Here is a 26,262-nt window from a genome sequence, read left to right on the forward strand (position 1 = left end):
GGGCTCCTAGCCCTGGCCCCAGAAGGCGTCGGACTCGTCGATGTCCTCGACGCATTCGTCGATGTCGGAGATCTTCCCGCCCACGAGGGTGAAGAAGAGGCCGCCGCGCATCTCGATGCCCCGGTCCCCGCGGTCGCCGTGCCACTTGTGCACCGCCATGACGTGGCCGCGGCCGTCCGGGTACGCGCCTTCCAGCTCGACCCGGAAGGTGCCGCCGGTGAGCTCCATGAGCTGCCCGTAGTGGGCGAGGACGTTGTCGGCGCCTTTGAAGTGCCCGGACATCTGGCTGGACCCGGGTGAGTGGTGGGTGCAGTCCGAGGTCATCAGCGACCGTATGGTCTCCATGTCCCCTTGCGAGAACGCTTCGTAGCCCTTGCGGACCAGGGCGGCGTCAGGGTGGTGGGTCATGACCGCTCGACCCCTCTCGTGCGTGTGGAAATGCTGACCCCTCCCTCCAGTCTCCGACTACCCTCGCCCCTATGCCACCGGCCAAGAAGCGCACCCGCAGCTACGACTCCGCGAAGATCCGGGACGCCGTTCTCGCCCAGTTCGGGCACGTACGGGACGCAGTGCTCACGCTCACGCCCGAGCAGCTCGCCGGGCCGACGCGGCTCGGCGACTGGACCGTACGGGAGCTCGCCGCGCACATCGCGATGGTGACCGGTCTGGTCGGCCGCTACCTCGGTGAGCCGGAGGCGGCGAAGCAGGAAGTGGCCCTGCTGGACTGGCCATTCGCCACGGTCACCGCGGCGGACACGGTTGACGACCAGACCAAGTCCTTCGCCCAGAGCGCCGAGTTGGCGGAGCTGTACGCACGCGCCGAGGCGCTCTACACCGCACGGGTCCCCCAGGCGTCCGACGACCGGCTCGTCACCATGCGTTTCGGCGGGATGAGGTTCGCCGACTTCCTGGTCACGCGGACCGTCGAACTCACCGTCCACACGGACGACTTGAACGATGCGACCGGGATCGGCGTCCCGTACGACAAGCAGGCGCTCGCGGCATGTGCGCGGCTGCTCGCGGACGCGCTCGCGGTGAAGGCGCCGGGCGGCGCGGTCGAGGTGCGGATCCCGCCGTACGCGGTCGTGCAGTGCGTCGAGGGTCCGCGGCACACCCGGGGCACCCCGCCGAACGTCGTCGAGACCGACCCGCTGACCTGGATCCGACTGGCGACCGGCCGTACGACCTGGGCGGAGGCGCTCGACGCGGCGCAGGTCTCGGCGAGCGGTGAACGGGCGGACCTGGCGGGCCTGCTGCCGATCCTGGGCTGAGCCCAAGGACGGGCCGGTCCGGAAGGTCGGGACCGGGGGCCTGCATGACGGCACCGGAAGAGAGCGGAACCGTCCTCCGCGATGCCCCGTCCCACCGGTATGCAGAAGCCGCACAGCACCGCCCTCGCCGCCGTGGCCCTCCTCGGGCTCCTCACCGCCTGTGGCACGCAGACCGGTTCCGGGAGCGGAACGGTCACCACCCCGCTGCCCGTCACCGGTACCGACTGGACCGTCGACAGCGTCACCGTCGACGGCCGGAAGACCGCCGCGCCGAGCGGCGCCCATGTCGAGATCGCGGCCAAGGGGGCCAAGGACGGGACGAAGGGCGAGGCCAAGGGCTCCAGCGGCTGCAACCAGTTCCGGGCCGACGTCGCCATCGGTGGCGACAGCCTCACCGTCACACCCGGCGAGACCACCGAGATCGGCTGTCCGGAGGACCTCCAGGCCTTCGAAGCGGCCCTCGGCAAGGCCTTCACCGGCACGCTCAAGGCCAAGCTCACCGACGGGAAGCTCACTCTCACCGGCAAGGAGGGCACCACCATCGCTCTGTCCGCCCGCCCGCCCCAGCCGCCGGCCCCGCTGGAGGGCACGAGCTGGAAGGTGGACTCCCTCACCTCCGGCGACACCGTCTCCTCCGTCCCCGCCGGCACGGAGGGCAAGGCCCACTTCACCCTCGGTACGGACGGCTCGATCCGCGGCAACCTCGGCTGCAACAGCTTCACCGCCACCACCAAGAAAGACGCCACGACCCTGACCGTCGGAAGGCTCGCCACCACCCGGATGCTGTGCCAGGGCCCCCGGGGTGAGCTGGAGAGCGCGGTGGGGCAGGTGCTCCAGGGCAAGATCACGTACAAGGTGGAGGGCAGGACGCTCACCCTCACCGCCGCGAACGGCAAGGGCCTGACGGCGACGGCGGCCCCCGCCGCCAAGTGACCTTCAACCCCGATAAGTGACTGAAGCGGGGGACCGGCAGGCGGTGAACGGGGGGCGTACGGGAGCGATCGGGCGGGGGCACGGAAGCAGCGCCGCGTCAGCCTCTTTCCCGGGCGCCCGCCGGTCCTTCAGTGTGACCGCCAGATCACCGAGAGCTGCGTGAGCCGACCGGCCCGGCCGCTGTCAAAGGAGTTTCGCCCACCGGACACCGTCCGCCCCGAAGTAGGTGCTGCGAACTGCGTCACACCCGCCGGACCGGCTCCCAGAACCCCCACCACCAGCCCTGTGCACCGTACTGACCTGGGCATACGCTTCCCGGGCGGGCCGGGTCACCCGTGAGCGCGCCGCGCGCCCGGCGGATCGCTCCACGCGCTCCCCGCGCGCCCCGGCCCCATCCCCAATTCGGACCAGTGGTCGATCTCGCCTACACTCGGTTGCGTGCCACGTGGTGACGGTCGACTCAATCACGATCTGCTTCCCGGCGAGAAGGGCCCCCAGGACGCTTGCGGCGTCTTCGGTGTCTGGGCTCCGGGTGAAGAGGTCGCAAAGCTCACGTACTTCGGGCTCTACGCCCTCCAGCATCGGGGCCAGGAATCCGCGGGAATCGCGGTCAGCAACGGCTCCCAGATCCTCGTCTTCAAGGACATGGGCCTCGTGTCCCAGGTCTTCGACGAGACCTCTCTCGGTTCCCTCCAGGGTCACATCGCGGTCGGTCACGCCCGCTACTCGACCACGGGCGCATCCGTGTGGGAGAACGCGCAGCCGACGTTCCGGGCCACGGCCCACGGCTCGATCGCGCTCGGCCACAACGGCAACCTCGTGAACACGGCGCAGCTCGCCGAGATGGTCGCCGACCTCCCCAAGGAGAACGGCCGCGCCACCCAGGTCGCCGCCACCAACGACACCGACCTCGTCACCGCGCTCCTCGCGGGCCAGCACGACGAGGACGGCAAGCCGCTGACCATCGAGGAGTCGGCCGCCAAGGTCCTCCCCGAGGTCCGGGGCGCCTTCTCGCTCGTCTTCATGGACGAGCACACCCTCTACGCCGCCCGTGACCCGCAGGGCATCCGCCCGCTGGTCCTCGGCCGTCTCGAGCGCGGCTGGGTTGTCGCCTCCGAGTCCGCCGCACTGGACATCTGCGGCGCCAGCTTCGTCCGTGAGGTGGAGCCGGGCGAGCTGATCGCGATCGACGAGAACGGCATCCGTACGTCTCGATTCGCGGAAGCGAAGCCCAAGGGCTGTGTCTTCGAGTACGTCTACCTGGCGCGTCCCGACACGGACATCGCCGGCCGGAACGTCTACCTCTCCCGCGTGGAAATGGGCCGCCGCCTCGCCAAGGAGGCGCCGGTCGAGGCCGACCTCGTCATAGCGACGCCGGAGTCCGGCACCCCGGCCGCCATCGGCTACGCGGAGGCCTCCGGCATCCCCTTCGGCGCCGGTCTGGTGAAGAACGCCTACGTCGGCCGGACCTTCATCCAGCCGTCCCAGACCATCCGCCAGCTGGGCATCCGGCTGAAGCTGAACCCGCTCAAGGAAGTCATCAAGGGCAAGCGCCTGGTCGTGGTGGACGACTCGATCGTCCGCGGCAACACCCAGCGCGCCCTGGTCCGGATGCTCCGTGAGGCGGGCGCGGCGGAGGTCCACATCCGGATCTCCTCCCCGCCGGTGAAGTGGCCCTGCTTCTTCGGCATCGACTTCGCCACCCGCGCGGAGCTCATCGCCAACGGCATGACCGTCGACGAGATCGGCAAGTCCCTCGGCGCCGACTCGCTCTCGTACATCTCGCTCGACGGGATGATCGAGGCGACCACGATCGACAAGCCGAACCTCTGCCGCGCCTGCTTCGACGGCGAGTACCCGATGGAGCTTCCCGACCCCGAGCTGCTGGGCAAGCAGCTTCTGGAGTCCGAGCTGGCCGCGGGCCCGGCCGCGACGGCCGCCGCCGACGCGCTGCGCCGCCCGTAAGACCCCCGCAGTACGACACGAAAGCTCTGAACCCATGTCTCAGACCACTGGTGCCAGCTACGCAAGCGCGGGCGTCGACATCGAAGCGGGCGACCGCGCCGTCGAGCTGATGAAGGAGTGGGTGAAGAAGACGCAGCGCCCCGAGGTTCTCGGCGGCCTCGGCGGTTTCGCCGGCCTCTTCGACGCCTCCGCCCTCAAGCGCTACGAGCGTCCGCTGCTCGCCTCCGCCACCGACGGTGTCGGCACGAAGGTCGACATCGCCCGCCAGATGGGCGTGTACGACACCATCGGCCACGACCTGGTGGCGATGGTCATGGACGACATCGTCGTCTGTGGCGCCGAGCCGCTCTTCATGACCGACTACATCTGCGTCGGCAAGGTCCACCCCGAGCGGGTCGCGGCCATCGTCAAGGGCATCGCCGAGGGCTGTGTCCTCGCGGGCTGCGCCCTGGTCGGCGGCGAGACCGCCGAGCACCCCGGCCTGCTGGGTCCGGACGACTTCGACGTCGCCGGTGCCGGCACGGGCGTGGTGGAGTACGACCGGCTGCTCGGCGCGGATCGTATCCGTACGGGTGACGCGGTGATCGCGATGGCGTCGTCCGGCCTTCACTCCAACGGGTACTCCCTGGTCCGCCACGTGGTCTTCGACCGTGCCGGCATGACGCTCGACCAGCAGGTGGACGAGCTCGGCCGGACCCTCGGCGAGGAGCTCCTGGAGCCCACCAAGATCTACTCGCTGGACTGCCTGGCGCTCACCCGTACGACCGACGTGCACGCGTTCAGCCACATCACCGGTGGCGGTCTGGCCGCGAACCTGGCCCGGGTCGTCCCGGACGAGCTGCACGCCACGGTCGACCGCTCGACCTGGGCCCCCGGTGCGATCTTCGACCTGGTCGGCAAGGCCGGTCAGGTCGAGCGCCTGGAGCTGGAGAAGACGCTGAACATGGGCGTCGGCATGATGGCCGTCGTCCCGGCCGACTCGGTCGACGTGGCCCTGACCACCCTCGCGGACCGTGGCGTGGACGCCTGGGTCGCCGGCGAGATCACCGAGCGTGGCGTGCACTCGACGGGTGCGACCATGGTCGGCGACTACGCGAGCTGACGCGGTCCGGCCCCTCGGGGCCGGACAGCACAGAAACCCGGTCCGGGTGGGCCCGGACCGGGTCAATGTGGATCAGCGCGAGGTCAAGCGCGACGCGGTGACGCCGCAGGACCGGACTCGTCGTCCTCGTCCTCGTCGTCGGTGTTGTACAGATCCGCGTACTGCGCGTACGGGTCGTCTTCCTCGTCGTCGTCCTCGAACGGCTCGCCATTCGGCGGCTGGCTCGAAGTCGAAGCGCCCAGCTCATTGGCCAGACGCGTCAGGTCCGTCCCGCCGCTGCTGTACTTCAGCTGGCGGGCGACCTTCGTCTGCTTGGCCTTTGCCCGGCCGCGCCCCATGGCTCGACCCCCTCGGTGACGGGGCTCGACGGCCCCAGAGTCTTGACACGCGTTCATGATTCGGAACGGGCTCTCCGCAGAGAGACCGGTCCGTAGGGCTTCAACGGTACCTGCTTCCGCGGTCATACGGTACGCCGCCCGCATCACGTGCCCGGCTGCAGAACCCTCGAGGAGCCCCGTCCTCGCTGGTCAACCGCGATTTTAACTCCTTCTTGGGGGCCGACCCGCCGACTGGCGTGAGCCATGTCTCGCTTTCGGCGAACGTGCGGGGGGCCGGCCCTGTCAAGCGGGAGGCCTGCCAGATCAGGCCCGGCGCGCCTCCGCCATCCGCTGCTCGGCGATCCGGTCGGCCGCGGCGGCCGGCGGAATCCCATCAGTCTTCGCACGTGCGAATATCGCCAGAGTGGTGTCGAAGATCTTCGAGGCCTTCGCCTTGCACCGCTCGAAGTCGAAGCCGTGCAGCTCGTCGGCGACCTGGATGACCCCGCCCGCGTTGACGACGTAGTCCGGGGCGTAGACGATCCCGCGGTCCGCGACATCCTTCTCGACACCGGGGTGCGCGAGCTGGTTGTTGGCCGCGCCGCAGACGATCTTCGCGGTGAGGACGGGGACGGTGTCGTCGTTGAGAGCGCCGCCGAGCGCACAGGGGGCGTAGACGTCCAGGCCCTCCGTGCGGATCAGCGTGTCGGTGTCCGCGACCACGGTGACCTGCGGGAACTTCTCGGTGATCCGGCGTACCGACTCCTCGCGGACATCGGTGACCAGGACCTCGGCGCCGTCCTCGACGAGGTGCTCGACCAGGTAGTGACCGACCTTGCCGACACCCGCGACACCGACCTTGCGGCCGCGCAGCGAGGGGTCGCCCCAGGCGAACTGGGCCGAGGCCCGCATGCCCTGGAAGACACCGAAGGCGGTGAGGACCGAGGAGTCGCCGGCGCCGCCGTTCTCGGGGGAGCGGCCGGTGGTCCAGCGGTTCTCCCGGGCGACGACGTCCATGTCGGCGACGTACGTGCCGACGTCGCAGGCGGTGACGTACCGGCCGCCGAGCGAGGCCACGAACCGGCCGTAGGCCAGCAGCAGCTCCTCCGTCTTGATCTGCTCCGGGTCGCCGATGATCACGGCCTTGCCGCCACCGTGGTCGAGACCGGCCATGGCGTTCTTGTACGACATGCCGCGGGAGAGGTTGAGCGCGTCGGCGACGGCCTCTTCCTCGGTGGCGTACGGGTAGAAACGGGTACCGCCGAGGGCCGGGCCCAGGGCGGTGGAGTGGATGGCGATGACGGCCTTCAGGCCGGAGGCGCGGTCCTGGCAGAGCACGACTTGTTCGTGGCCCCCCTGCTCCGACTGGAACAGGGTGTGCAGGACGCCGTCGGTCACATCGGTCACTGTGGTGACTCCCAAGTACGAAGCGGCGATTGAAGTCCCCCCTGCGGGTGGGGAGGGACCGGTTTGGCAAGAGGGTAAGTCCTACGGGTGCGTAGATCCGACCCAGTGCCGAGGATCACCCCCTGCCGGAGTACCCGCGTGGAAGGATTTGCGACATGTCGGTCGTCTCGTCGGTGCTCGTGCCGTACGCCGCCTACCTGCGGGTGTACGAGCCGCTCGCGGCCTTTCCGGAGCCGGAGCGCGGTCACTGGGCCCGCTACGCCCGGCGCCGGACGATCCCCACGGCCCAGGACGAACTTCGCCGGTCGCTCGCCGATTTGCTGCCCACGCCGCCGGTGGCCGTGCCGGTCCACGAGAGCGGTGACGCCTTCGTGGCGTATGTGGACGGGGTGGTGTGCGTCTGCCCCTGGCGGACCAGGCTGCGGGGGTGGCTGGCGCTGGAGGAGCTGGCGGGCCAGCTGCCGCCGCCGCTGCTGGACGCGGTGCTGCCGCCGGTGGTGCGGGGCCAGGCGGCGGCCGACTTCGAGCGCTGGCGCGAGGGCAACCCGGACGCCCGGCCGTGGATCAGGACGGCGGTGTGGCAGGTGCCGGTCCGGTGGTTCACGGTCTTCGCGGACGAGGAGCGGGAGTACGTGCCGGCGGCCGGGGCGGGGGCGCCGCCGCGGCTGCGCTACCGGACACCGATGGTCGAGGCGCGGCGCCGGCTGGCGCGGGCGCTGCGGACCCTGCGGGAGGCGTCGGTGGAAGGTCCGTTGACCGAGGGGCTGGTGGAGGTGGGCCGGTGGCTGGAAGAGTTCCATCCGCGCTCGCTGGTCGAGCTGGACTACGGCGGGCTTGTGCATACCCTCACGGATGAGCAGCTGGCGAAGGACCGGTCGGCGGCGGACGTGGCCGAGGGGATCGCGGCGCTGCGGGACGGTGACGGGCCCGGCGCGCAGGCGGCGTACGAGCGCCTCACGGAGCGGTGGCGGGCGATCCGGCACCGTCAGTTCGCGAACTGACGCCTCGTCGCCTTTCGGCTCGGGGCTTCGTTCGGGACGTAGGTCCCGATCCGGGCCTTTGGCTCAAGCGTGACGGACTGCACTAACTGTGCCCTTGCGCCCATCGCCCACCCTCGTGCCAAAATAGGACAAGGAGTCCGGGGAGGGTTCCTTCCGTCCTGCATTGGGACGGAATGCTCAGCATTGCACTCAATGGGGGGTCTGAGGACTCCTGATCGCTCTGTGACTGATCGTCACTGTGACGTGACTGTCCGCTATGGCATGGTCCATCGGCTTCCGCCGCTGATGAACACCTGAGAGGGCAATTCCATCGGTTTGGCCGACGTGGCTGGACAGATGGTGTAGTTGTAGTGCCGAGGACAAGCCGTTCGTCCTATAACCGACTCGGCTCGCGTCCGCCATTTCGGGCAACGCGGGTCAAGGTGCAGAATTTAGAGGAAAGAACCGAGAAGGTTCGGTTCTCCCGAGGAGGCCGCTCATGACCGCTCGCACCCCTGATGCCGAGCCGCTGCTGACGCCCGCTGAGGTTGCCACGATGTTCCGCGTGGACCCGAAGACGGTGACCCGCTGGGCGAAGGCGGGCAAGCTCACGTCCATCCGCACGCTGGGTGGACACCGTCGGTACCGCGAGGCTGAGGTCCGCGCACTGCTGGCGGGTATCCCGCAGCAGCGCAGCGAGGCCTGAACACCCCGTTAGACCGGGCGTAACGGGTCCCCCAACCCGACCGCCCGCCCTATAGCTCCATCGACGGTTGCCTGCCCCAACAGGTCTTCGTCATCGATCGCGCTGGACTCCGCCGGGTCCAGCGCGATCTTTTTTGTGCCCGCCAGGAGGCCGCCCCAGAGACGTGCAATTGCACATATTAAATGGGGCTCATGTAGGGAGGGTGTAAGCGGACACCTTTCCGAAACTCGTGCGGTGACTCCCGTCACACCGTCAAACTCTTGCCTTGGCTGGAGCCTGCCACTTAAGGAAGTTGGCGCAACCGGCCGTTGGTCATGGGCCGGTTGGACTTTCGTCCCCGGCGTCCGGCGGCGGCGCCACGGCGTCGTCGGTCTCGTCGGCGGGTAACTCCATGGCGAGCCTCAGGAGGCGGTGGCAGATGGGGCAGAGCCGGGTGGCATGGCCGTAGCGGGACGCGGCCGCCAGATGGGCGCGCAGCAGCGCGCGCGTCTCGTGCCTCGCAGTGGATGCCGCCGCCATGCGCGCACCTCCGGTGTGGGACCCCGCTTCCCTGATGTCTGGGGTACCGGCGGCAGATGACCCCGTCAAGGGACGGAACAAGAAGAAGGCCCGCACATGCGGTGCGGACTCTCGCACTTGCGGTCCTGACGGGATTTGCTGTGTCGATTCGCGGCTCCGCCGCGGGGCGCGGCCTCCGGGCGGTGCTGTCACACGCCGAGAGCCCGCACCAATCGGTACGGGCTCTCGTATCTGCGGTCCTGACGGGATTTGAACCCGCGGCCTCCACCTTGACAGGGTGGCGAGCACTCCAAACTGCTCCACAGGACCAGGTTTCGCAGCCGGATTCGTGCTTGGCTGCGAGAGAGACTGTACAGCAGGTCAGGGGGTGTGGTCGAACCCGATCGTGGTCAGGAGCCGACGACCGCGTCGATGGCCTTCACGATCCGCTTGTCCGAGACCGGATAGGCCGTGCCCAGCGCGTGGGCGAAGTAGCTGACCCTCAGCTCCTCGATCATCCAGCGGATGTCGAGGACCTCGCGCGGCACCGGCCGTCCCTGGGGCAGCTGCTCCAGGAGCCAGGCGTACTCGTCCTGCATCTCGTGGACCTTCTCCATGCGCGTGGTGTCGCGCTGGGCCCCCGTCGGCATCTGCTGCAGGCGGCGGTCCACGGCCACGAGGTAGCGCATCAGGTCCGGCAGCCGGCGCAGGCCGGTCTTGGTGACGAAGCCCGCCGGCATGAGCCACGCCAGCTGGTCGCGGACGTCCTGGACGTTGTTGAGGAGCACCAGGCTGTTGGTGGCCTTCAGGCGGCGCTCACAGGCCTGCCAGGCCGCCAGGATCTGCTGGACCTGCCCCACGGTCCGTACGGTCGTGTCGACGAGGTCGGCGCGGACCTTGTCGAAGAGCTTGCGGAACGATTCCTCGTCCCACGCGGGCCCGCCGTGGTCGGCGATCAGCTTGTCCGCCGCGGCGGTCGCGCAGTCGTCGAAGAGGGCCTGCACCGAGCCGTGCGGGTTGCGGGAGAGGGCGAGCTTCTGCTGGTTGCCGAGCTTGTCCGCGGCGAACTTCGCGGGGTTCACCGGGATGTTCAGCATGATCAGCTTCCGGGTGCCCTGCCACATCGCCTGGGCCTGCTCGGCCTCGGTGTCGAAGAGGCGTACGGCCACGGTCTCGCCGGCGTCCACGAGGGCGGGGTAGGCCTTCACGGGCTGGCCGGCCCGCCGGGTCTCGAAGACCTTCGTCAGCGTGCCGATCGTCCAGTCCGTGAGGCCTGTGCGCTCGATGGACTCGCCCGAGGGCCCCGCGGTCGCCGCGGCGGCCTTGGAGAGGGCCTGGCGGGCCTTGGGGCGCAGCTGGAGCTTGAGCGCCTCCAGGTCCTTGTTCTCGGCGAGCTTGCGGCGCCGCTCGTCGACGATCCGGAAGGTGATCTTCAGGTGGTCGGGGACGCGGCTCAGGTCGAAGTCGTCCGCCTCGACGGGCACGCCGACCATCCGCTTCAGCTCGCGCGCCAGCGTGACCGTCAGCGGCTCCTGGAGGGGGACCGCCCGCTCCAGGAAGCGGGTCGCGTAGTTCGGCGCGGGGACGTAGTGCCGGCGGATCGGCTTGGGCAGCGACCGGATGAGCTCGGTGACGACCTCCTCCCGCAGGCCCGGGATCTGCCAGTCGAAGCCTTCGTCCGTGACCTGGTTGAGGACCTGGAGCGGGACGTGGACGGTGACGCCGTCCGCGTCCGCGCCCGGCTCGAACTGGTACGTCACCTTGAACTTGAGCTGCCCCTGCCGCCAGGAGTCGGGGTAGTCGTCCTTGGTGACCCCGGCCGCCTTCTCGGTGAGCAGCATCTCCCGCTCGAAGTCGAGGAGTTCGGGCTCCTCGCGCTTCTTGTGCTTCCACCAGGAGTCGAAGTGCGCCCCGGAGACGACGTGGTCGGGGATGCGCTGGTCGTAGAAGTCGAAGAGGGTCTCGTCGTCGACGACGATGTCCCGCCGCCGGGCCCGGTGCTCGAGCTCCTCGACCTCGGTCAGCAGCTTGCGGTTGTCGGCGTAGAACTTGTGGTGGGTGCGCCAGTCGCCCTCGACCAGGGCGTTGCGGATGAACAGCTCGCGGGAGACCTCGGGGTCGATCCGGCCGTAGTTGATCTTCCGCTGGGCGACGATCGGGACGCCGTAGAGCGTGACCCGCTCGTAGGCCATCACGGCCGCCTGGTCCTTCTCCCAGTGCGGCTCGCTGTACGTGCGCTTGAGCAGGTGCTGCGCGAGCGGCTCGACCCACTCGGGCTCGATCTTGGCGTTGACCCGGGCCCACAGGCGGGAGGTCTCCACCAGCTCGGCCGACATCAGGAACTTCGGCTGCTTCTTGAAGAGCGCGGAGCCCGGGAAGATCGCGAACTTGGCGCTGCGGGCACCGAGGTACTCGTTCTTGTCGGTGTCCTTGAGGCCGATGTGCGAGAGGAGACCGGCGAGCAGCGACACATGGACGTGCTGCTCGGGCGCGTCCTCTTCGTTGAGGTGTATCCCCATCGACTTCGCGACCGTACGCAGCTGCGAATAGATGTCCTGCCACTCACGGATCCGCAGGAAGTTCAGGTACTCCTGCTTGCACATGCGGCGGAAGGACGACGAGCCGCGCTCCTTCTGCTGCTCGCGCACGTACCGCCACAGGTTCAGGTACGCGAGGAAGTCGGAGGTCTCGTCCTTGAAGCGGGCGTGCTGCTGGTCGGCCTGGGTCTGCTTGTCGGCGGGCCGCTCGCGCGGGTCCTGGATGGAGAGCGCGGCCGCGATCACCATCACTTCCCGTACACAGCCGTTCTTGTCGGCTTCCAGGACCATCCGGGCCAGCCGCGGGTCGACCGGCAGCTGGGCCAGCTTGCGGCCGGTCTGGGTGAGCCGCTTCTTCGGATCCTTCTGCATGGGGTCGAGCGCGCCGAGCTCCTGGAGCAGCTGCACGCCGTCGCGGATGTTGCGGTGGTCCGGCGGGTCGATGAAGGGGAACTTCTCGATGTCGCCGAGGCCGGCGGCGGTCATCTGGAGGATGACGGAGGCCAGGTTCGTCCGCAGGATCTCGGCGTCGGTGAACTCCGGGCGGGCGTTGAAGTCGTCCTCGTCGTACAGCCGGATGCAGATGCCGTCCGACGTACGGCCGCAGCGGCCCTTGCGCTGGTTGGCGCTGGCCTGGCTGATCCGCTCGATCGGGAGGCGCTGGACCTTGGTGCGGTGGCTGTAGCGGGAGATACGGGCGGTGCCGGGGTCGATCACGTACTTGATGCCCGGGACCGTCAGCGAGGTCTCGGCGACGTTCGTGGCGAGGACGATCCGGCGGCCGGTGTGGGCCTGGAAGACGCGGTGCTGCTCGGCGTGCGAGAGGCGGGCGTAGAGCGGGAGGACCTCGGTGTTGCGGAGCTTCTTCTTGAGCAGCGCGTCGGCGGTGTCGCGGATCTCGCGCTCGCCGGAGAGGAAGACCAGGATGTCGCCGGCGCCCTCGCCCTGGAGCTCGTCGACGGCGTCGCAGATCGCGGTGATCTGGTCGCGGTCGGATTCCTCGGAGTCCTCTTCGAGGAGGGGGCGGTAGCGCACCTCGACGGGGTACGTACGGCCGCTGACCTCGACGATCGGGGCGTCACCGAAGTGGCGGGAGAAGCGCTCCGGGTCGATCGTCGCGGAGGTGATCACGACCTTGAGGTCGGGGCGCTTGGGGAGCAGCTGGGCGAGATAGCCGAGCAGGAAGTCGATGTTGAGGGACCGCTCGTGGGCCTCGTCGATGATGATCGTGTCGTAGGCGCGCAGCTCGCGGTCCGTCTGGATCTCGGCGAGCAGGATGCCGTCGGTCATCAGCTTGACGAAGGTCGCGTCCGGGTCGACCTGGTCGGTGAAGCGGACCTTCCAGCCGACCGCCTCGCCGAGGGGGGTCTTCAGCTCGTCCGCTACGCGCTCGGCGACCGTGCGGGCGGCGATCCGGCGGGGCTGGGTGTGCCCGATCATGCCCCGGACGCCGCGCCCGAGCTCCATACAGATCTTGGGGATCTGGGTCGTCTTTCCGGAGCCGGTCTCACCGGCGACGATCACGACCTGATGGTCCCGTATCGCCTCCAGGATCGTGTCCTTCTTCTGGCTGACCGGGAGCTGCTCGGGGTACGACACCGGCGGCACCCGTCCGGCGCGCAGCGCGACCCGCTCCTTGGCCTTGCCGGCCTCGGCGGCGATCTCGTCCAGGACGGCGTCCCGGGCCTCGGGCTTACGGATGCGGCGGGCGCCTTCGAGACGGCGGCCGAGCCGGTGTGCGTCCCGCAGCGAGACCTCGGCCAGCAGCGTCTGGAGAGCGGCGAAGGAAGTAGACATACGGAGACCAGGGTCTCACCCGCGCCACGAGGGTGGCGAACCCATTTCCGTCACTCGGCCGGGGGGCTTGCGGGGGCGGGCCGGTCGCCGGGCAGCCGTGGGCCGGGGCGGCCGTGCGGGGCGCGCCGCGCCGCCGCGCGCCGGGGGTTGGCCGGTGCCCGGCAGGAGCCGCGGGCCTGTGGCGGCCCGACGGCGGCTGTGCTGGGCGCGGCACCGCTTTGCGCGCCCCCGAACGCGCGACCCCCGTCGATGACCGGGCGGTCGCGCGTTCGGGGGCGTGAACCCCCTGGGCTTGGTGTCCGGCCGACGTGGGCCCCTGGACGGGGGCCCGTACCATTTCGGGCATGACTCGCCCCTCCAGCTCCCCGCGCCGCTTCGCGGCCATGGCGCTGGTGGTGCTCGGGGCGCTTCTGGGGCTGATGGTCTGCTCGGGGGTGTCGGCGGCCGAGACCAGGCCCGCCCCTCCCGTGACCGTCGTCGACCACCACCAGGCGCCCGGCTGCGGCAAGAGCGCTCCCGACGGCGGCGGCGCGAGGCCCGCCACTCCGCCGCGCGCCGGTTCCTCGGCCGAGTTGCTGCCCGCGCTCCACGACACGCGCGGAGCGGCCGGTGCCTGGGGCGCCGACGCGCCCATACGGAGCCTGCTCCCCGGCCATGAGTCGCCGGAGCTCGTCCCGCCCTCTCCCGTGGACCTCTCGATCCTGCGCGTATAGCCCGGCCACGACGGGACCCGTCCCGCCTCCGTCATCCCTTTTGTCTCTTTTCGTACCCGCATGCGCTCAGGAGTTCCCTCATGTCCACGTCCAGGTCCACGTTCAAGCCGCTCGCGCTCGGTGCCGGGGTCGCCGTGGCCGCCGTCCTGCTCGGCGTCGTCTCGTACACCGCGACTCGGCCCGACCAGGGCGGCGAGGCCGGGTCCGGCTCGGGTCCGGCCGCCGTGAGCTCGGCCGGGCCGCGCGCGGGGGTCTACCCGGAGCTGGAGAAGTACGCCCGCCGTGACGCCAAGGACCCGCTCGCCGTGGGCCGCGCGGACGCGCCGGTCGTGCTGATCGAGTACGCCGACTTCAAGTGCGGGTACTGCGGGAAGTTCGCCCGCGACACCGAGCCCGCGCTGATCGAGAAGTACGTCGGCGACGGCACCCTGCGCATCGAGTGGCGGAACTTCCCGATCTTCGGCGAGGAGTCGGAGGCGGCCGCGCGGGCCTCGTGGGCGGCCGGGCAGCAGGGGCGGTTCTGGCAGTTCCACAAGGCCGCCTACGCCGAGGGCGCCAAGGAGAAGGGCTTCGGCAAGGACCGGCTCAAGGCGCTGGCCCAGGAGGCCGGGGTGCCGGACGTGGAGCGCTTCCTGCGGGACACCGACGGCGCAGCGGCGCGGGCGGCGGTGAGCAAGGACCGGGAGCAGGCGTACTCGCTGGGCGCGACCTCGACCCCGTCCTTCCTGGTCAACGGCCGCCCGATCGCCGGCGCCCAGCCCATGGAGGCCTTCACGCAGGCCATCGAGGCGGCCAAGGCGGACGCGGCGAAGAAGCCGGGCGGGAAGACGGGCGGCTCGGCGGCCCCGTCCTCCGGCGCCTCCGCCTCCCCCGAGGCGGCCGGCCGGTGACCCCCGACATGGGCTATCTGGCCGCCTTCCTCGGCGGCCTCCTCGCCCTGCTCAGCCCGTGCAGCGCCCTGCTGCTGCCCGCCTTCTTCGCGTACTCGATCGACTCGACGAGCCGGCTGGTGGCCCGTACCGGCATCTTCTACGCCGGTCTCGCCACCACCCTCGTCCCGCTCGGCGCCGCCGGATCCTTCGCGGGGCGGCTCTTCTACGGGCACCGGGAACTGCTGGTCGCCCTCGGCGGCTGGATGATCATCGTTCTCGGGGTGCTCCAGATCCTTGGCATCGGCTTCGCCTCCCGCCGAATCGCCGAGGCGAGCGGCCGCATCCGCCCGACGAGTGCCCTGTCCGTCTACGCCCTGGGGCTGGTCTACGGCCTGGCCGGGTTCTGCGCGGGCCCGATCCTCGGCAGTGTCCTCACCGTGGCCGCGCTCGGCGGCTCCCCTGCGTACGGCGGGCTGCTCCTCGCGGTCTACGCCCTGGGCATGGCCGTGCCGCTCTTCCTGCTCGCGCTGCTGTGGGAGCGGTACGACCTGGGGCGCCGGCGGTGGCTGCGCGGGCGGGCCGTGCGGCTGGGCCGCTTCGAGCTGCACACCACCTCGCTGATGTCCGGGCTGTTCTTCCTCGCGCTCGGCACGCTCTTCCTGGTCTTCGACGGGACGACGGCCCTGCCGGGGCTGCTCTCCGTGGACGACTCGTTCGCCGTCGAGCAGCGGGTCTCCGGCCTCGGCCGGGCCGTACCGGACTGGGCGCTGCTGATGGCCGTGGTCGCGGTCGTCTCGCTCGTACTGGGCGTGCGCGGGTGGCGCCGCCGGGAGCGGGCGTAGGGGAACGACGAAGGCCCCGTCCATCGGACGGGGCCTTCGGGTGGTGGCTGGGGCCGGGGTCGAACCGGCGACCTATCGCTTTTCAGGCGATCGCTCGTACCAACTGAGCTACCCAGCCACGCGATCACTCGCGTGACCACAGCGGTCCTGACGGGATTTGAACCCGCGGCCTCCACCTTGACAGGGTGGCGAGCACTCCAAACTGCTCCACAGGACCAAGCGTAGTGCGAGACGAGTCTCGCACACGGTAAAGCGTGCCCCCAACGGGATTCGAACCCGTGCTACCGCCTTGAAAGGGCGGCGTCCTGGGCCACTAGACGATGAGGGCTAAGGGCCCACCTGGGCGCTTTGCAGCGCGTCGGGGACGTGAGAAGCATATGGGATGCCGGGGGCTATCGCCAAAACGGTTTCCGGGCGGGGGCCGCGGACCCGTCCCGGACCGGCCCCCGGGCGGGTTCACGGACCTGGCAGATGGCGGCTGACCTCGGCCGTCGTCAGGCCCAGACCGCCGAGTGTGATCTCGTCCCAGGCCTGGAGGCGGCGGTTGGTCCGGTCGAGGTAGAGGACCGAGGCGTGCACCTTCTCCGGGGTCTCGTTCTGCACGGCGCGCAGCCCGCCGCCGCCGGTCGAGCCCTCGATCTTGAGGCTGGTGCCGCCGGGCAGGACGGAGAACTCCCGCCGGTGCACATGTCCGGCCAGGGCCAGGGGCACCGCGCCGTCGGTCTGGCGGGCGGCGACGGGGTTGTGGGCGACGGCGATGTCGACGGGGGTGCCGGCCCGCTGCTGGGCGCGCAGGGCGGCGGCGAGCCGGCTGCCGGCGCGGCGCTCGGCGTCGTCGCCCGGGGCGAGGACCGAGCGGTCCGGGGTGAACTGCGGATCGCCGATGCCCGCGATCCGCAGCCCGCCGACGGTGACGGCCCGGCCGTCGTCGAGGACGTGGGTGTTCTTCAGCCGGGACAGGTAGCTCTGGGTGGTGCGCGAGTCGTGGTTGCCCCGCACCCAGACGTAGGGCGCGCCCAGGTCGGGGATGGCGTCCAGGAAGGCGTTCTCGGCGGCGCTGCCGTGGTCCATGGTGTCGCCGGAGTCGATGATCACGTCGATGTCGTACTGCTCCACGAGGGAGCTGATGATGTGCCAGGCCGCGGGGTTCAGGTGGATGTCGGAGACGTGCAGGACGCGCATCGTGCCGGGGTCCGGCTGGTAGGTGGGGAGCGTGGAGGTGGCGTCGTAGAGCCGGGTGACGTTGGTGACCAGGCGTGCCAACTCCTTCTGGTAGACGTCGAATTCGGTGACGATCGAGCGGGCGTTGCCGACCACTGAGGGGGCGCTGCTGAGCAGGCCGGAGAACTTCGGCTCCAGGACGGACTTCGGGTTCCAGGTGGCGTACGCGCTGATGCCGCAGGTGGCCAGCAGGGCGAGGGCGAGGCCGCCGCAGGCGAGGGCGCGGCGGGGGGTGCGGAAGACGACGAGGCCGAGGGCGGTCGCGCCGGTGAGGACGGCGACGCCTGAGCGCACGGCCAGGTCGCGGGCGCCGGTGGTGACGTCTTCGGCGATCTCCTCCTGGAGGCCCGAGATGCGTTCGGGGCGCTCGACCAGGGCGCGGGAGCGGACCGGGTCGAGGCGGTCGACGGCCACGTCCAGGCGCAGGGGCGCGGTATGCGAGGCGAGGTCGAGGGCGCCCAGCGGAGGAACGTCGATTCGGGTGCCGCCGTTGAGGGAGGGCTCCAGGGCCATCCGGGTGTCCACGGGGCCGACGGGGGTACGGATGCCCCCGAGGCCGGTGATGCTGCCGACGACGAGCAGGCCGAGCCAGGCGCCGAGGACGGCGACGGCGGCGAGGGCGAGCGCGCGGCGCAGGGGTCGTTCACGGGCGGCGAGGGAGAGATCTCGGACCATTGGTCCCGTATGCCCGGTCACGGCGACGGACATGCCCCTCCGTGTCCCTCCGCGTCTCTCTGTGGGCCGGTGTGAACTGCGTGACAATGGTGGGGTGCTGGAGATGACACGCGAGGAGTTCGAGGAGCTGGTCGCCGAGGCGTTGGACCGGATCCCGCCGGAGCTGACACGGCTGATGGACAACGTCGCGGTGTTCGTGGAGGACGAACCCACCGCGGAGGATCCTGAGCTGCTCGGGCTCTACGAGGGGACTCCGCTGACGGATCGCGGTGAGTGGTACGCGGGGGTGCTGCCGGACCGGATCACGATCTACCGGGGGCCGACGCTGCGGATGTGCGAGTCCCGCGAGGACGTCGTGGCCGAGACGGAGATCACGGTGGTCCACGAGATCGCCCATCACTTCGGTATCGACGACGAGCGTTTGCACGCCCTCGGGTACGGGTGAGCGGCGCGGCCGTGGGCTGACGCCGGGGGCTGACCTGGGGCGGGCTTCAGGGACGGCGCGCGGCGGGGCGCGCGGTGGCGCGGTCGGTGGGGCGCGTGGTGGCGCGGTCGGTGGGGCGCGTGGGCGTGTCCCTTGCGGTGCGCCGGGAGTTGGGCAGGGGGAGCCCGTCCCTTGCCCGCCTTTCCGCGCCCCCGGAGGTGCCCCTCGTGCGCCAGTTGTCCGCCCTGCCCGCACCCGTCAGATGGGCCGTCACCGCGCTCGCGGTCGCGGCCTCCGCCGGCAGCCTGAGCGGCTGCATGAGCGTGAGCGACGACGCCGGCAAGCCCTCGCCGTCCACGTCTGCCGACCGGCGGGGGGAAGCGGTCGACCCGGAGGCCGGCTCCGAGCGGTCCGGCGGGGCTCATGGCCGTACGGGACACGAGCCGGTGGGTACGTCGGGCGAGTCCGGCGCGCCCGAGGACGAGGCCGCCGAGCCGGGCGAGAGCGGCAAGCCCTCGGCGGCCCCCGGGGCCTCGGTGGCGCCGTCGGGGAAGCCCGCCGCCCCCGGCCGGCCGGGCGGCGATCCCTCGCCGCAGCCCCGGCCGCCGGAGCCGAGCGGTGACGGCGACCCGGTGCCGCCGGAGGAGGAGCCGACTCCGCCCGAGCCCACCCCGCCGGTGGAGGAGCCGCCGCCGAGCCCGACGCCGGAGCCTCCGAAGCCGTCCGACCCGCCCTCCGCGTCCCCGGCGGCGGAGACCCACATGGGGGCGATGAAGGCGGCGGACGGGGAGGAGACGCGTATGGAGCCGGAGGCATCGCCGCAGGTCGGACCGGTGTGACGGAGCTCGGTTTGCCTTGGGTGGGGGAGGGTGCGTATGGTGGTAGATCGTTTGATCCCATTTGCCCGGCCCTCTTGGTGGAAAAGCCACAGAAGAGCGCCGCGTGGCGCGTTCTCTCCCTTGCCGTGGCTGACCGCATTGAGGCGGTCGTAGTGCGAAACACGGAGTTGACGGGCGCGTGCCGAGACTCCGGAAGGTTTCGCATTTCGCATGTCCATTTTCAGTTCTGACCACACCGTCCTGCCCGAGAACGACGAGCTCGTCTCCGACGCCGTCGAGACCGTCATCGAGGCGGCTGTCGAGGCCGAGGCCGCCGAGACCGAGGCCGCCGAGCCGACGATCACCTTCGGCGACCTGGGTCTGCCCGAGGGCATCGTGCGCAAGCTCGCGCAGAACGGTGTGACCACCCCCTTCCCGATCCAGGCGGCGACCATCCCGGACGCCCTGGCCGGCAAGGACATCCTGGGCCGTGGCCGTACCGGCTCCGGAAAGACCCTCTCCTTCGGTCTGCCGCTGCTGGCCACGCTGGCCGGCGGCCACACCGAGAAGAAGAAGCCCCGCGGCGTCATCCTCACCCCGACCCGTGAGCTCGCGATGCAGGTCGCGGACGCCCTCCAGCCCTACGGCGACGTGCTCGGCCTGAAGATGAAGGTCGTCTGCGGCGGTACGTCCATGGGCAACCAGATCTACGCGCTGGAGCGCGGTGTCGACATCCTCGTCGCCACCCCGGGCCGGCTGCGCGACATCATCAACCGCGGCGCCTGCTCCCTGGAGCAGGTCAAGGTCGCGGTCCTCGACGAGGCCGACCAGATGGCCGATCTGGGCTTCCTGCCCGAGGTCACCGAGCTCCTGGACCAGGTCCCCGAGGGCGGCCAGCGTCTGCTCTTCTCCGCCACGCTGGAGAACGAGATCGACACCCTGGTCAAGCGCTACCTGGTGAACCCGGTCACCCACGAGGTGGACCCGTCCGCCGGTGCCGTCACGACCATGACCCACCACGTCCTCGTCGTGAAGCCGAAGGACAAGGCCCCGGTCACCGCCGCCATCGCCGCGCGCAAGGGCCGCACGATCATCTTCGTCCGTACCCAGCTGGGTGCCGACCGCATCGCCGAGCAGCTCGTCGAGGCGGGCGTGAAGGCGGACGCGCTGCACGGCGGCATGACGCAGGGTGCCCGTACCCGCGTCCTGGCCGACTTCAAGGAGGGCTACGTCAACGCGCTGGTCGCCACCGACGTCGCCGCCCGTGGCATCCACGTCGACGGCATCGACCTGGTCCTGAACGTGGACCCGGCCGGTGACCACAAGGACTACCTGCACCGCTCGGGCCGTACCGCCCGCGCCGGCCGCTCCGGTGTGGTCGTCTCGCTGGCGCTGCCGCACCAGCGCCGCCAGATCTTCCGTCTGATGGAGGACGCGGGCGTCGACGCCTCGCGCCACATCGTGGGCGGCGCCGGGGCGTTCGACCCGGAGGTCGCCGAGATCACCGGCGCCCGTTCGCTGACCGAGGTCCAGGCCGACTCCGCCAACAACGCCGCCAAGCAGGCCGAGCGTGAGGTCGTGGACCTCACCCGCCAGCTGGAGCGCGTCCAGCGCCGCGCGGCCGAGCTGCGCGAGGAGGCCGACCGTCTGGTGGCCCGCGCCGCCCGTGAGCGCGGCGAGGACCCGCAGGCCGCGGTCGCCGAGGTGACGGAGGCCGCCGAGGCCGAGGTCGCCGCCGCTGCCGCGCCGGTGGTCGAGGAGCGCCAGGAGCGTCCGGCGTTCGAGCGCCGCGACGACCGGGGCAACTTCGAGCGCCGTGACCGCCGCGACGACCGTCGTGACGACCGCGGTGGCGACCGTGGTGACCGTGGTGGCTTCCGTCGTGACGACCGTCCGTCGGGTGGCTTCCGCCGGGACAACGACCGTCCTTCGTTCAACCGCGACCGTCGTGACGAGCGCCCCTCGGGTGGCTTCCGTCGCGACGACCGTCCGTCCGGTGGTTTCCGTCGCGACGACCGTGACGACCGTGGTGGCTTCCGTCGCGACGACCGTCCGTCGGGTGGCTTCCGCCGGGACAACGACCGTCCTTCGTTCAACCGTGACCGTCGTGACGAGCGCCCCTCGGGTGGCTTCCGTCGTGACGACCGTCCGTCGGGTGGTTTCCGTCGCGACGACCGTGACGACCGTGGTGGCTTCCGTCGCGACGACCGCCCCTCCGGTGGTTTCCGCCGCGACGACCGCCCGTCCGGCGGCCACCGTGGCAGCGACCGTCCGTTCAACCGTGACCGTCGTGACGACCGCCCCTCGGGTGGCTTCCGTCGTGACGACCGCCCGTCCGGTGGCTTCCGCCGCGACGACCACCGTGGCTCCTCCGGCTCCGGCTCCGGCTCGTTCGGCGGCGGCCGCCGCGACGACAAGCCGCGCTGGAAGCGCAACGGCTGATCGAGCTCGACTGCTGAGCTTGAACTGAACTGAGCTGAGGCCGAAGGCCCGCCTCACACCTGACCGGTGTGGCGCGGGCCTTCGGTGTTTTGACGCGTCTTGAACGCGTCAAAAGTGGCCGCGTAGATCGATTTCCCCTTGTTAGGGTCGAACTCATGTGCGCGGGGCGCTTCAGGCCGGGGGGGCCGGCGTCCTTCTTCCGCGCCTTCGATCGGTTTTTGGGGAGAAACTGACTTTGAGACGCCATGCGTTGGTACGGAGTGCGGTCGCCGCGGCCACCGTCGTCGGCATCACGGCCGGACTCGCACCACTCACCTCGGGCCAGGCCTTCGCCGCCGAGGTTCCGCCGGGGACACTGACCATCCCGTCGGAGCAGACGCCGGACCCGAACACGACCGTGCTGCAGTCGAGCGGCGCCGGCGAGTCGGGCTTTCTGGCCGGCTGGGCCGACAGCGGCTTCCGCTGGACCTCGTACGCCGACGGGACCAGTCGGCCCGTGGTCCTGCCGGAGGGCGTGAAGGCCCCGTGGGGAACGTACACGGACTGGATCGTCCTGCCCGAAGGCAGGAAGGTCGTCCAGCGGCACATGAAGACCGGCGAGGAGCGGACCTTCGCCCTGCCCGTCGAGCAGGACTTCTACACCGCCTTCGGTGACGTGGTGGTGACGGAGGAGCGCTCCGGCGCCGAGGTCGCCGCGATCCACCTGCTGACCTGGAAGGACGGCCAGGTCCAGGACCAGAGGATCCGGATGGAAGCCGACTTCGTGAGCGTCCTGGCCGGGGACAAGGACGGGTTGCTCCTCACCGTCAGGTACGGCGATCTGACGCTCGTGGAGCACCTCACCCCCGGGAACGCCCGGCGGGGCACCCAGCTGGACGACGTCGCCTACCGCACCGAAATGGGCGGTGGCCGGGTCACGCAGTGGTACGAGGACGGCCGGGTCAAGGTCTGGAACGTGACGGACCTTCAGAAGCCCCTCCACGAGCTCACGATCCCCCAGACCAACCGCGCACAGCTGCTCGGGACCGTCGGCGACCAGGTCCTGGTCGCCCGGCGCATCTCGACGGGCGACGAGGTCGTGCAGTACTTGGCCCTCGCCTGGCGCGTCGTCGCCGTGCCGGTGGGTGGCGGGGCCGAGAAGGTCCTCTTCGAGCGGGCCACCGCCATGCCGACCTTCAAGGCCGACGGCACGTTGCTGATCGGCCGCGCCGACACCGGCGAGGGCACCGGCCAGGGCGTCTACGCGGTCCGGCCCGGCACGGGCGGCGGGCTCGACGTCACGAAGGTCGCCGACGCGCCCTTGATCCGTACCGCGGTCACGGGGCTCGCGCTCGACCACGGACGGCTGAGCACGGTCGAGCGGGTCCCCACCGACGGCGGCACCGCCAACCGGTTGCGCAGCGTCGACCTCACCGCCGCGGGGCCCCTGAAGGCCGGCAAGCGCACCGACCGGTTCGCGGTCGCCCCGGACGCCGAGGTCCGCTCCAGCAGCGAGGGCTGGTTCCTGCGGGACAAGCAGGGGCAGCTGACCCACTTCGCGAACGACGGCACCTCCCGCTGGACGAAGCCGGTGTACTTCCGGGACGCCGCGAAGGACGACGTGCGCGTGTCAGGCCGCCATGTCGCCGCCTGGCACCGGTACGACCTCACCCCCGAGGTCTTCGACGCCCCCACGGGCGAGGAGCTCTTCTCCCAGGGCACCGAGACCCCCCTTCGCGCTCGACGGCAGCACGCTGTGGACCAAGGCCGACGGCTTGGGCAGCGTGAGCAGCCGCGACGTCCGTACGGGCAAGTCCGGCGGCACGGTCAAGATCGCCGACTGCGGGCTCAACGACATCCAGGCCCTCGGCACGGCGCTGTACTGGGACTGCGGCGCGGAGGGCTCCGGGGTGTACGACACGGTCACCAAGAAGTCGGTGACCCTGCCGAAGCACGAGGGCGCCCTGCTCGGCGACGGTTACGTCGCCTGGCAGAAGGACGGCGTGCTCTCCACCACCGACGTACGCGGCACGACCGGGACCCGGAAGATCGGCACACCGCGCGTGGCCGCGAAGGGCCAGGGCTGGACCGTGGACCGCTCCGGCGGTGCGGTGGCGTACGTGGACGCCGAGGACGCGGTCCACGTCGTCCCCTCCGGCGTACCGGCTTCACCGCTCACCTCGGCCGACGCGGAGGTCCCGGCCACCGCGAACGTCAAGACGGGCGCCTGGGCGCCGCGTTGGTGGCTCTCCAAGCCGGCCGCGTCCTGGCAGCTCACCCTCAAGCACGCGGTGACCGGCAAGACCGTCCGTACGCTCACCGGCGGCGAGACCCGCGGCGCGCTGGGCGCCTCATGGGACGGGAAGGACGCGGCGGGGCGGTTCGCCGCCGACGGCGCGTACACCTGGGCCCTGACGGCGCGGCCCGCCGACGGCCAGGGCGCGGAGCTGACGGCCTCCGGACGGATGCAGCTGCGCGGCGCCGCGCCGGTGGCGCGGGACTACGCCGGTACGGGCTCCCTCCCGGACGCCGTCCCGGACCTGCTCGCCCTCAGCGGCACCGGTTCGCTCGACTTCTGGCACGGCACGGCCGCCGGAGGTGTCTCCGGCAAGACCGTCGGCGCCGGCTGGCCCGCCGGCGTCACGGCCGTCCCGGTCGGTGACATGAACGGCGACCGGTGCAACGACGTGCTCGTACGGATGCCCGGCGGGGAACTGCGCACCTACAAGCCGGGCTGCGGCAAGGCGCTCACGCCGACCGCGCCGTACACCAAGGCCGGCACCGGCTTCGCCGGCTTCGACGTGCTGACCGCGCCCGGTGACCTGAGCGGCGACGGCATGACCGATCTCGTCGGCCGTAAGAACGGTGACCTGTACCTCTTCACCGCGCGGACCAACGGCACGGTCGCGAGCGGGGTGGAGATCGGCACCGGCTGGGGTGGCTTCAGCCACATCGTGGGCGTGGGCGACCTCAACGGCGACGGTCTGGGCGACCTGATCGGCCGTAAGACGACCGGGGTGACCTACCGCTACGACGGCCGTAAGAACGGCGTGAAGACCGCGGTGAAGATCTTCTCTCGCTGGGGCGGCTCGTACAACGCGATCGTCGGCGCCGGTGATCTCACCGCCGACGGCAAGCCGGACCTGGTGGCCCGTGACACGTCCGGCCGCCTCCACCGGATGAGCGGCGACGGCAAGGGCTCCTTCGGCGCGGCCGTACAGATCGGCAGCGGCTTCGGCGGCATGAAGGGCGTCTTCTAGGGGCGTTCGAGTACGACGACGGGGCCGATGATCCGATACCCGATCGGCTCACCGGCCCCGTCGGGCTATGCTCGGGGATGAAGCGCCGAGGGCCGTTAGCTCAATTGGCAGAGCAGCGGACTTTTAATCCGTTGGTTGTGGGTTCGAGTCCCACACGGCCTACACCCCTCAGCCCCAGGCGGGAGCAGTTCCCCCGCCTGGGGCTGAGTCATGCTCAGGTGTCCTTCCGCCCGGCGAGGGTGTGGGCGACCAGGGCGTTGGCGTGGCCATGGCCCAGGCCGTGTTCGGTCTTGAGCCAGGCGACCAGCTCCATGTGCTTGGTGAGGGGCGAGGAGCGGATGAGGTCCTGCCACTCGGCGACCGGGCGGCCGTACTTCTTCTCGATGGAGGGGAAGTAGCTGGCCGGGCCTTTCACCGTGTCGGTCATGTGCGGTGCCCTGTCTCGTCGATGGGGTGAGGACGGTCGAAAGGTGGACCGTCCGCGCGCGTCGAACTCATCGGTCCTCCTCGGAGATATTTTCGGCGCCCGCACACGGCGCCGGGCCCGGGTCGCCAGCGGCCGCGCCTCGGCCGGCGTGCGGCCCACGATCGGGGCGATCTCCTCGAACGGCGGGGCGAACATGTCGTGCAGGACGAACGCCAGCCGCTCGGTGGGCTCCGGCGACTCCAGTACGACGAGCAGCGCGAGCCCCCCCGAATCGCCCGCTCCCTCGTCGTGCCCTCACCGGTCTGACGCCCCCGAATCGGGCATCTGACGGGCGTCCGTGAGATTCCCGCCGGGGGCCCGCGAACGCCCCGGATTCCCCGGCCGATGGCCCCAAGAACCGGGAATCCGCACTTCAGCGGCGTGATCGACAACCGTAGATTTTCTGCCATGACGACCACGCAGCTCACCCAGAACCCCGTCCTGCGCGTGCCCCCGGCCTCCCCGGACGCGGCCGCCGCCTACTTCTCGGCCAGCCTCGCCTTCCACGCCGACGTCTCGGACGTGGCCTCGGCGCTCGCCGCCGGCGGGGACCCCGGCTTCGTCGTCCTGGACTCGCGCTCCACCGCCGCGTGGGACCAGGGTCACATCCCGGGCGCCGTCCACCTGCCGACTGCCCTCATCCCCGAGCAGGCCGAGCAGCTCCTGGACAGGTCCGTGCCCGTGGTGACGTACTGCTGGGGCCCCGGCTGCAACGGCGCCACCCGTGCCGCGCTCGCCCTCGCCCAGCTCGGCTACCAGGTCAAGGAGATGCTCGGCGGCTTCGAGTACTGGGCGCGCGAGGGCTTCGCGTACGAGACCTGGGAGGGCACCCGGACCCCCGACACCGACCCGCTGACCGCCCCCGTCGACTCCGACGACTGCGGCTGCTGAGTGACCCCCGCGTGTCCGGGAAACCGTAAATGGTGAAGAGCACCCCCCGAGATGGCGTAGGGTTGTGTTTACCGACGCGGGGTGGAGCAGCTCGGTAGCTCGCTGGGCTCATAACCCAGAGGTCGCAGGTTCAAATCCTGTCCCCG

Annotated in this window: 22 protein-coding genes and 6 tRNA genes; 16 read left to right on the forward strand and 12 right to left on the reverse strand. The window is 70.7% G+C overall.

Annotated features, from left to right (window positions below; genetic code table 11):
- Positions 1-6 precede the first annotated feature (6 nt).
- The gene (locus tag IEZ01_RS27330; protein WP_019887620.1) at positions 7-408 is read right to left on the reverse strand and encodes a nuclear transport factor 2 family protein; all 402 of its coding nucleotides are present in this window, start codon (positions 406-408) and stop codon (positions 7-9) included.
- A 71-nt stretch (positions 409-479) separates the two neighbouring features.
- Between IEZ01_RS27330 and IEZ01_RS27335 the strand changes: the two genes are divergently transcribed.
- From IEZ01_RS27335 to purM, 4 genes are all read left to right on the forward strand, one after another.
- Positions 480-1,271: a maleylpyruvate isomerase family mycothiol-dependent enzyme gene (locus IEZ01_RS27335; RefSeq protein ID WP_189204290.1), complete on the forward strand. Its 792-nt coding sequence runs from the start codon at positions 480-482 to the stop codon at positions 1,269-1,271.
- 81 nt (positions 1,272-1,352) lie between these two features.
- Positions 1,353-2,204 carry an META domain-containing protein gene (locus IEZ01_RS27340; RefSeq protein ID WP_052185660.1) on the forward strand — a complete coding sequence of 284 codons (852 nt, stop codon included), beginning with the start codon at positions 1,353-1,355 and terminating at the stop codon, positions 2,202-2,204.
- 438 nt (positions 2,205-2,642) lie between these two features.
- The gene (purF, locus tag IEZ01_RS27345) at positions 2,643-4,169 is read left to right on the forward strand and encodes an amidophosphoribosyltransferase (protein ID WP_019887617.1); all 1,527 of its coding nucleotides are present in this window, start codon (positions 2,643-2,645) and stop codon (positions 4,167-4,169) included.
- 34 nt (positions 4,170-4,203) lie between these two features.
- The gene (gene purM, locus IEZ01_RS27350; protein ID WP_189204293.1) at positions 4,204-5,271 is read left to right on the forward strand and encodes a phosphoribosylformylglycinamidine cyclo-ligase; all 1,068 of its coding nucleotides are present in this window, start codon (positions 4,204-4,206) and stop codon (positions 5,269-5,271) included.
- An 83-nt stretch (positions 5,272-5,354) separates the two neighbouring features.
- Here the strand turns inward: purM and IEZ01_RS27355 are convergent, their stop codons facing one another.
- Both IEZ01_RS27355 and IEZ01_RS27360 read right to left on the reverse strand, forming a co-directional pair.
- On the reverse strand, positions 5,355-5,609 hold the full coding sequence (locus tag IEZ01_RS27355; protein ID WP_019887615.1) for a DUF3073 domain-containing protein: 255 nt from the start codon (positions 5,607-5,609) through the stop codon (positions 5,355-5,357).
- Between the two features lie 303 nt (positions 5,610-5,912).
- Entirely contained in the window at positions 5,913-6,995 is a 1,083-nt protein-coding gene (locus IEZ01_RS27360; RefSeq protein ID WP_189204295.1) for a Leu/Phe/Val dehydrogenase, read from the reverse strand.
- Positions 6,996-7,150: 155 nt separating this feature from the next.
- On the opposite strand from IEZ01_RS27360, the gene IEZ01_RS27365 reads away from it, so the two are divergent.
- Both IEZ01_RS27365 and bldC read left to right on the forward strand, forming a co-directional pair.
- On the forward strand, positions 7,151-7,996 hold the full coding sequence (locus IEZ01_RS27365) for a DUF8083 family protein (protein WP_019887612.1): 846 nt from the start codon (positions 7,151-7,153) through the stop codon (positions 7,994-7,996).
- Positions 7,997-8,474: 478 nt separating this feature from the next.
- Positions 8,475-8,681, forward strand: a complete 207-nt coding sequence (bldC, locus tag IEZ01_RS27370) for a developmental transcriptional regulator BldC (protein ID WP_003949541.1) — start codon at positions 8,475-8,477, stop codon at positions 8,679-8,681.
- 312 nt (positions 8,682-8,993) lie between these two features.
- Here bldC and IEZ01_RS27375 read toward each other — a convergent pair whose 3' ends face one another.
- From IEZ01_RS27375 to hrpA, 3 genes are all read right to left on the reverse strand, one after another.
- Complete coding sequence (locus tag IEZ01_RS27375) at positions 8,994-9,200, reverse strand: DUF6274 family protein (RefSeq protein WP_019887611.1); 207 nt, start codon at positions 9,198-9,200, stop codon at positions 8,994-8,996.
- A 234-nt stretch (positions 9,201-9,434) separates the two neighbouring features.
- Positions 9,435-9,509 (reverse strand) — tRNA-Asp (locus IEZ01_RS27380).
- 80 nt (positions 9,510-9,589) lie between these two features.
- On the reverse strand, positions 9,590-13,513 hold the full coding sequence (gene hrpA / locus IEZ01_RS27385; protein WP_189204297.1) for an ATP-dependent RNA helicase HrpA: 3,924 nt from the start codon (positions 13,511-13,513) through the stop codon (positions 9,590-9,592).
- A 344-nt stretch (positions 13,514-13,857) separates the two neighbouring features.
- Here hrpA and IEZ01_RS27390 point away from each other — a divergent pair, with 344 nt between their 5' ends.
- The 3 genes from IEZ01_RS27390 to IEZ01_RS27400 all read left to right on the forward strand — a co-directional run bounded on the left by IEZ01_RS27390 (position 13,858) and on the right by IEZ01_RS27400 (position 15,940).
- The gene (locus IEZ01_RS27390; protein WP_189204299.1) at positions 13,858-14,226 is read left to right on the forward strand and encodes a hypothetical protein; all 369 of its coding nucleotides are present in this window, start codon (positions 13,858-13,860) and stop codon (positions 14,224-14,226) included.
- A gap of 80 nt (positions 14,227-14,306) precedes the next feature.
- Positions 14,307-15,116 carry a DsbA family protein gene (locus tag IEZ01_RS27395; RefSeq protein ID WP_189204301.1) on the forward strand — a complete coding sequence of 270 codons (810 nt, stop codon included), beginning with the start codon at positions 14,307-14,309 and terminating at the stop codon, positions 15,114-15,116.
- Positions 15,113-15,940: a cytochrome c biogenesis CcdA family protein gene (locus IEZ01_RS27400; RefSeq protein ID WP_189204303.1), complete on the forward strand. Its 828-nt coding sequence runs from the start codon at positions 15,113-15,115 to the stop codon at positions 15,938-15,940. The genes IEZ01_RS27395 and IEZ01_RS27400 overlap by 4 nt, the downstream gene beginning before the upstream one ends.
- A gap of 41 nt (positions 15,941-15,981) precedes the next feature.
- Here IEZ01_RS27400 and IEZ01_RS27405 read toward each other — a convergent pair.
- From IEZ01_RS27405 to IEZ01_RS27420, 4 genes are all read right to left on the reverse strand, one after another.
- Positions 15,982-16,058: transfer RNA gene (locus IEZ01_RS27405), tRNA-Phe, on the reverse strand.
- Between the two features lie 24 nt (positions 16,059-16,082).
- Positions 16,083-16,157 (reverse strand) — tRNA-Asp (locus IEZ01_RS27410).
- Between the two features lie 38 nt (positions 16,158-16,195).
- Positions 16,196-16,268, reverse strand: a tRNA-Glu gene (locus tag IEZ01_RS27415).
- Positions 16,269-16,396: 128 nt separating this feature from the next.
- Positions 16,397-17,836 carry a metallophosphoesterase family protein gene (locus tag IEZ01_RS27420; protein WP_019887601.1) on the reverse strand — a complete coding sequence of 480 codons (1,440 nt, stop codon included), beginning with the start codon at positions 17,834-17,836 and terminating at the stop codon, positions 16,397-16,399.
- A 94-nt stretch (positions 17,837-17,930) separates the two neighbouring features.
- Here IEZ01_RS27420 and IEZ01_RS27425 point away from each other — a divergent pair, with 94 nt between their 5' ends.
- The 3 genes from IEZ01_RS27425 (at position 17,931) to IEZ01_RS27435 (ending at position 21,520) form a co-directional block, all read left to right on the forward strand.
- Entirely contained in the window at positions 17,931-18,281 is a 351-nt protein-coding gene (locus IEZ01_RS27425) for a metallopeptidase family protein (protein ID WP_019887598.1), read from the forward strand.
- A gap of 206 nt (positions 18,282-18,487) precedes the next feature.
- Positions 18,488-19,099, forward strand: coding sequence for a hypothetical protein (locus tag IEZ01_RS27430; RefSeq protein WP_019887597.1), 612 nt, complete (start codon positions 18,488-18,490; stop codon positions 19,097-19,099).
- Between the two features lie 210 nt (positions 19,100-19,309).
- Complete coding sequence (locus tag IEZ01_RS27435) at positions 19,310-21,520, forward strand: DEAD/DEAH box helicase (protein ID WP_189204305.1); 2,211 nt, start codon at positions 19,310-19,312, stop codon at positions 21,518-21,520.
- A 636-nt stretch (positions 21,521-22,156) separates the two neighbouring features.
- On the opposite strand, the gene IEZ01_RS27440 is transcribed toward IEZ01_RS27435, so the two are convergent.
- The gene (locus IEZ01_RS27440) at positions 22,157-22,306 is read right to left on the reverse strand and encodes a hypothetical protein (RefSeq protein ID WP_189204307.1); all 150 of its coding nucleotides are present in this window, start codon (positions 22,304-22,306) and stop codon (positions 22,157-22,159) included.
- 977 nt (positions 22,307-23,283) lie between these two features.
- Between IEZ01_RS27440 and IEZ01_RS27445 the strand changes: the two genes are divergently transcribed.
- A complete protein-coding gene (locus IEZ01_RS27445; RefSeq protein WP_189204309.1) occupies positions 23,284-24,759 on the forward strand; it encodes an FG-GAP-like repeat-containing protein in 1,476 nt (491 codons plus the stop codon).
- A gap of 89 nt (positions 24,760-24,848) precedes the next feature.
- Positions 24,849-24,921, forward strand: a tRNA-Lys gene (locus IEZ01_RS27450).
- 52 nt (positions 24,922-24,973) lie between these two features.
- Here IEZ01_RS27450 and IEZ01_RS27455 read toward each other — a convergent pair.
- The gene (locus IEZ01_RS27455) at positions 24,974-25,186 is read right to left on the reverse strand and encodes a DUF4287 domain-containing protein (protein WP_019887594.1); all 213 of its coding nucleotides are present in this window, start codon (positions 25,184-25,186) and stop codon (positions 24,974-24,976) included.
- A 447-nt stretch (positions 25,187-25,633) separates the two neighbouring features.
- On the opposite strand from IEZ01_RS27455, the gene IEZ01_RS27460 reads away from it, so the two are divergent.
- Positions 25,634-26,116, forward strand: coding sequence for a rhodanese-like domain-containing protein (locus IEZ01_RS27460; protein ID WP_189204311.1), 483 nt, complete (start codon positions 25,634-25,636; stop codon positions 26,114-26,116).
- 75 nt (positions 26,117-26,191) lie between these two features.
- Positions 26,192-26,262, forward strand: a tRNA-Met gene (locus IEZ01_RS27465).

The organism is Streptomyces purpureus (assembly GCF_014648195.1).
Lineage (GTDB): Bacteria > Actinomycetota > Actinomycetes > Streptomycetales > Streptomycetaceae > Streptomyces > Streptomyces purpureus.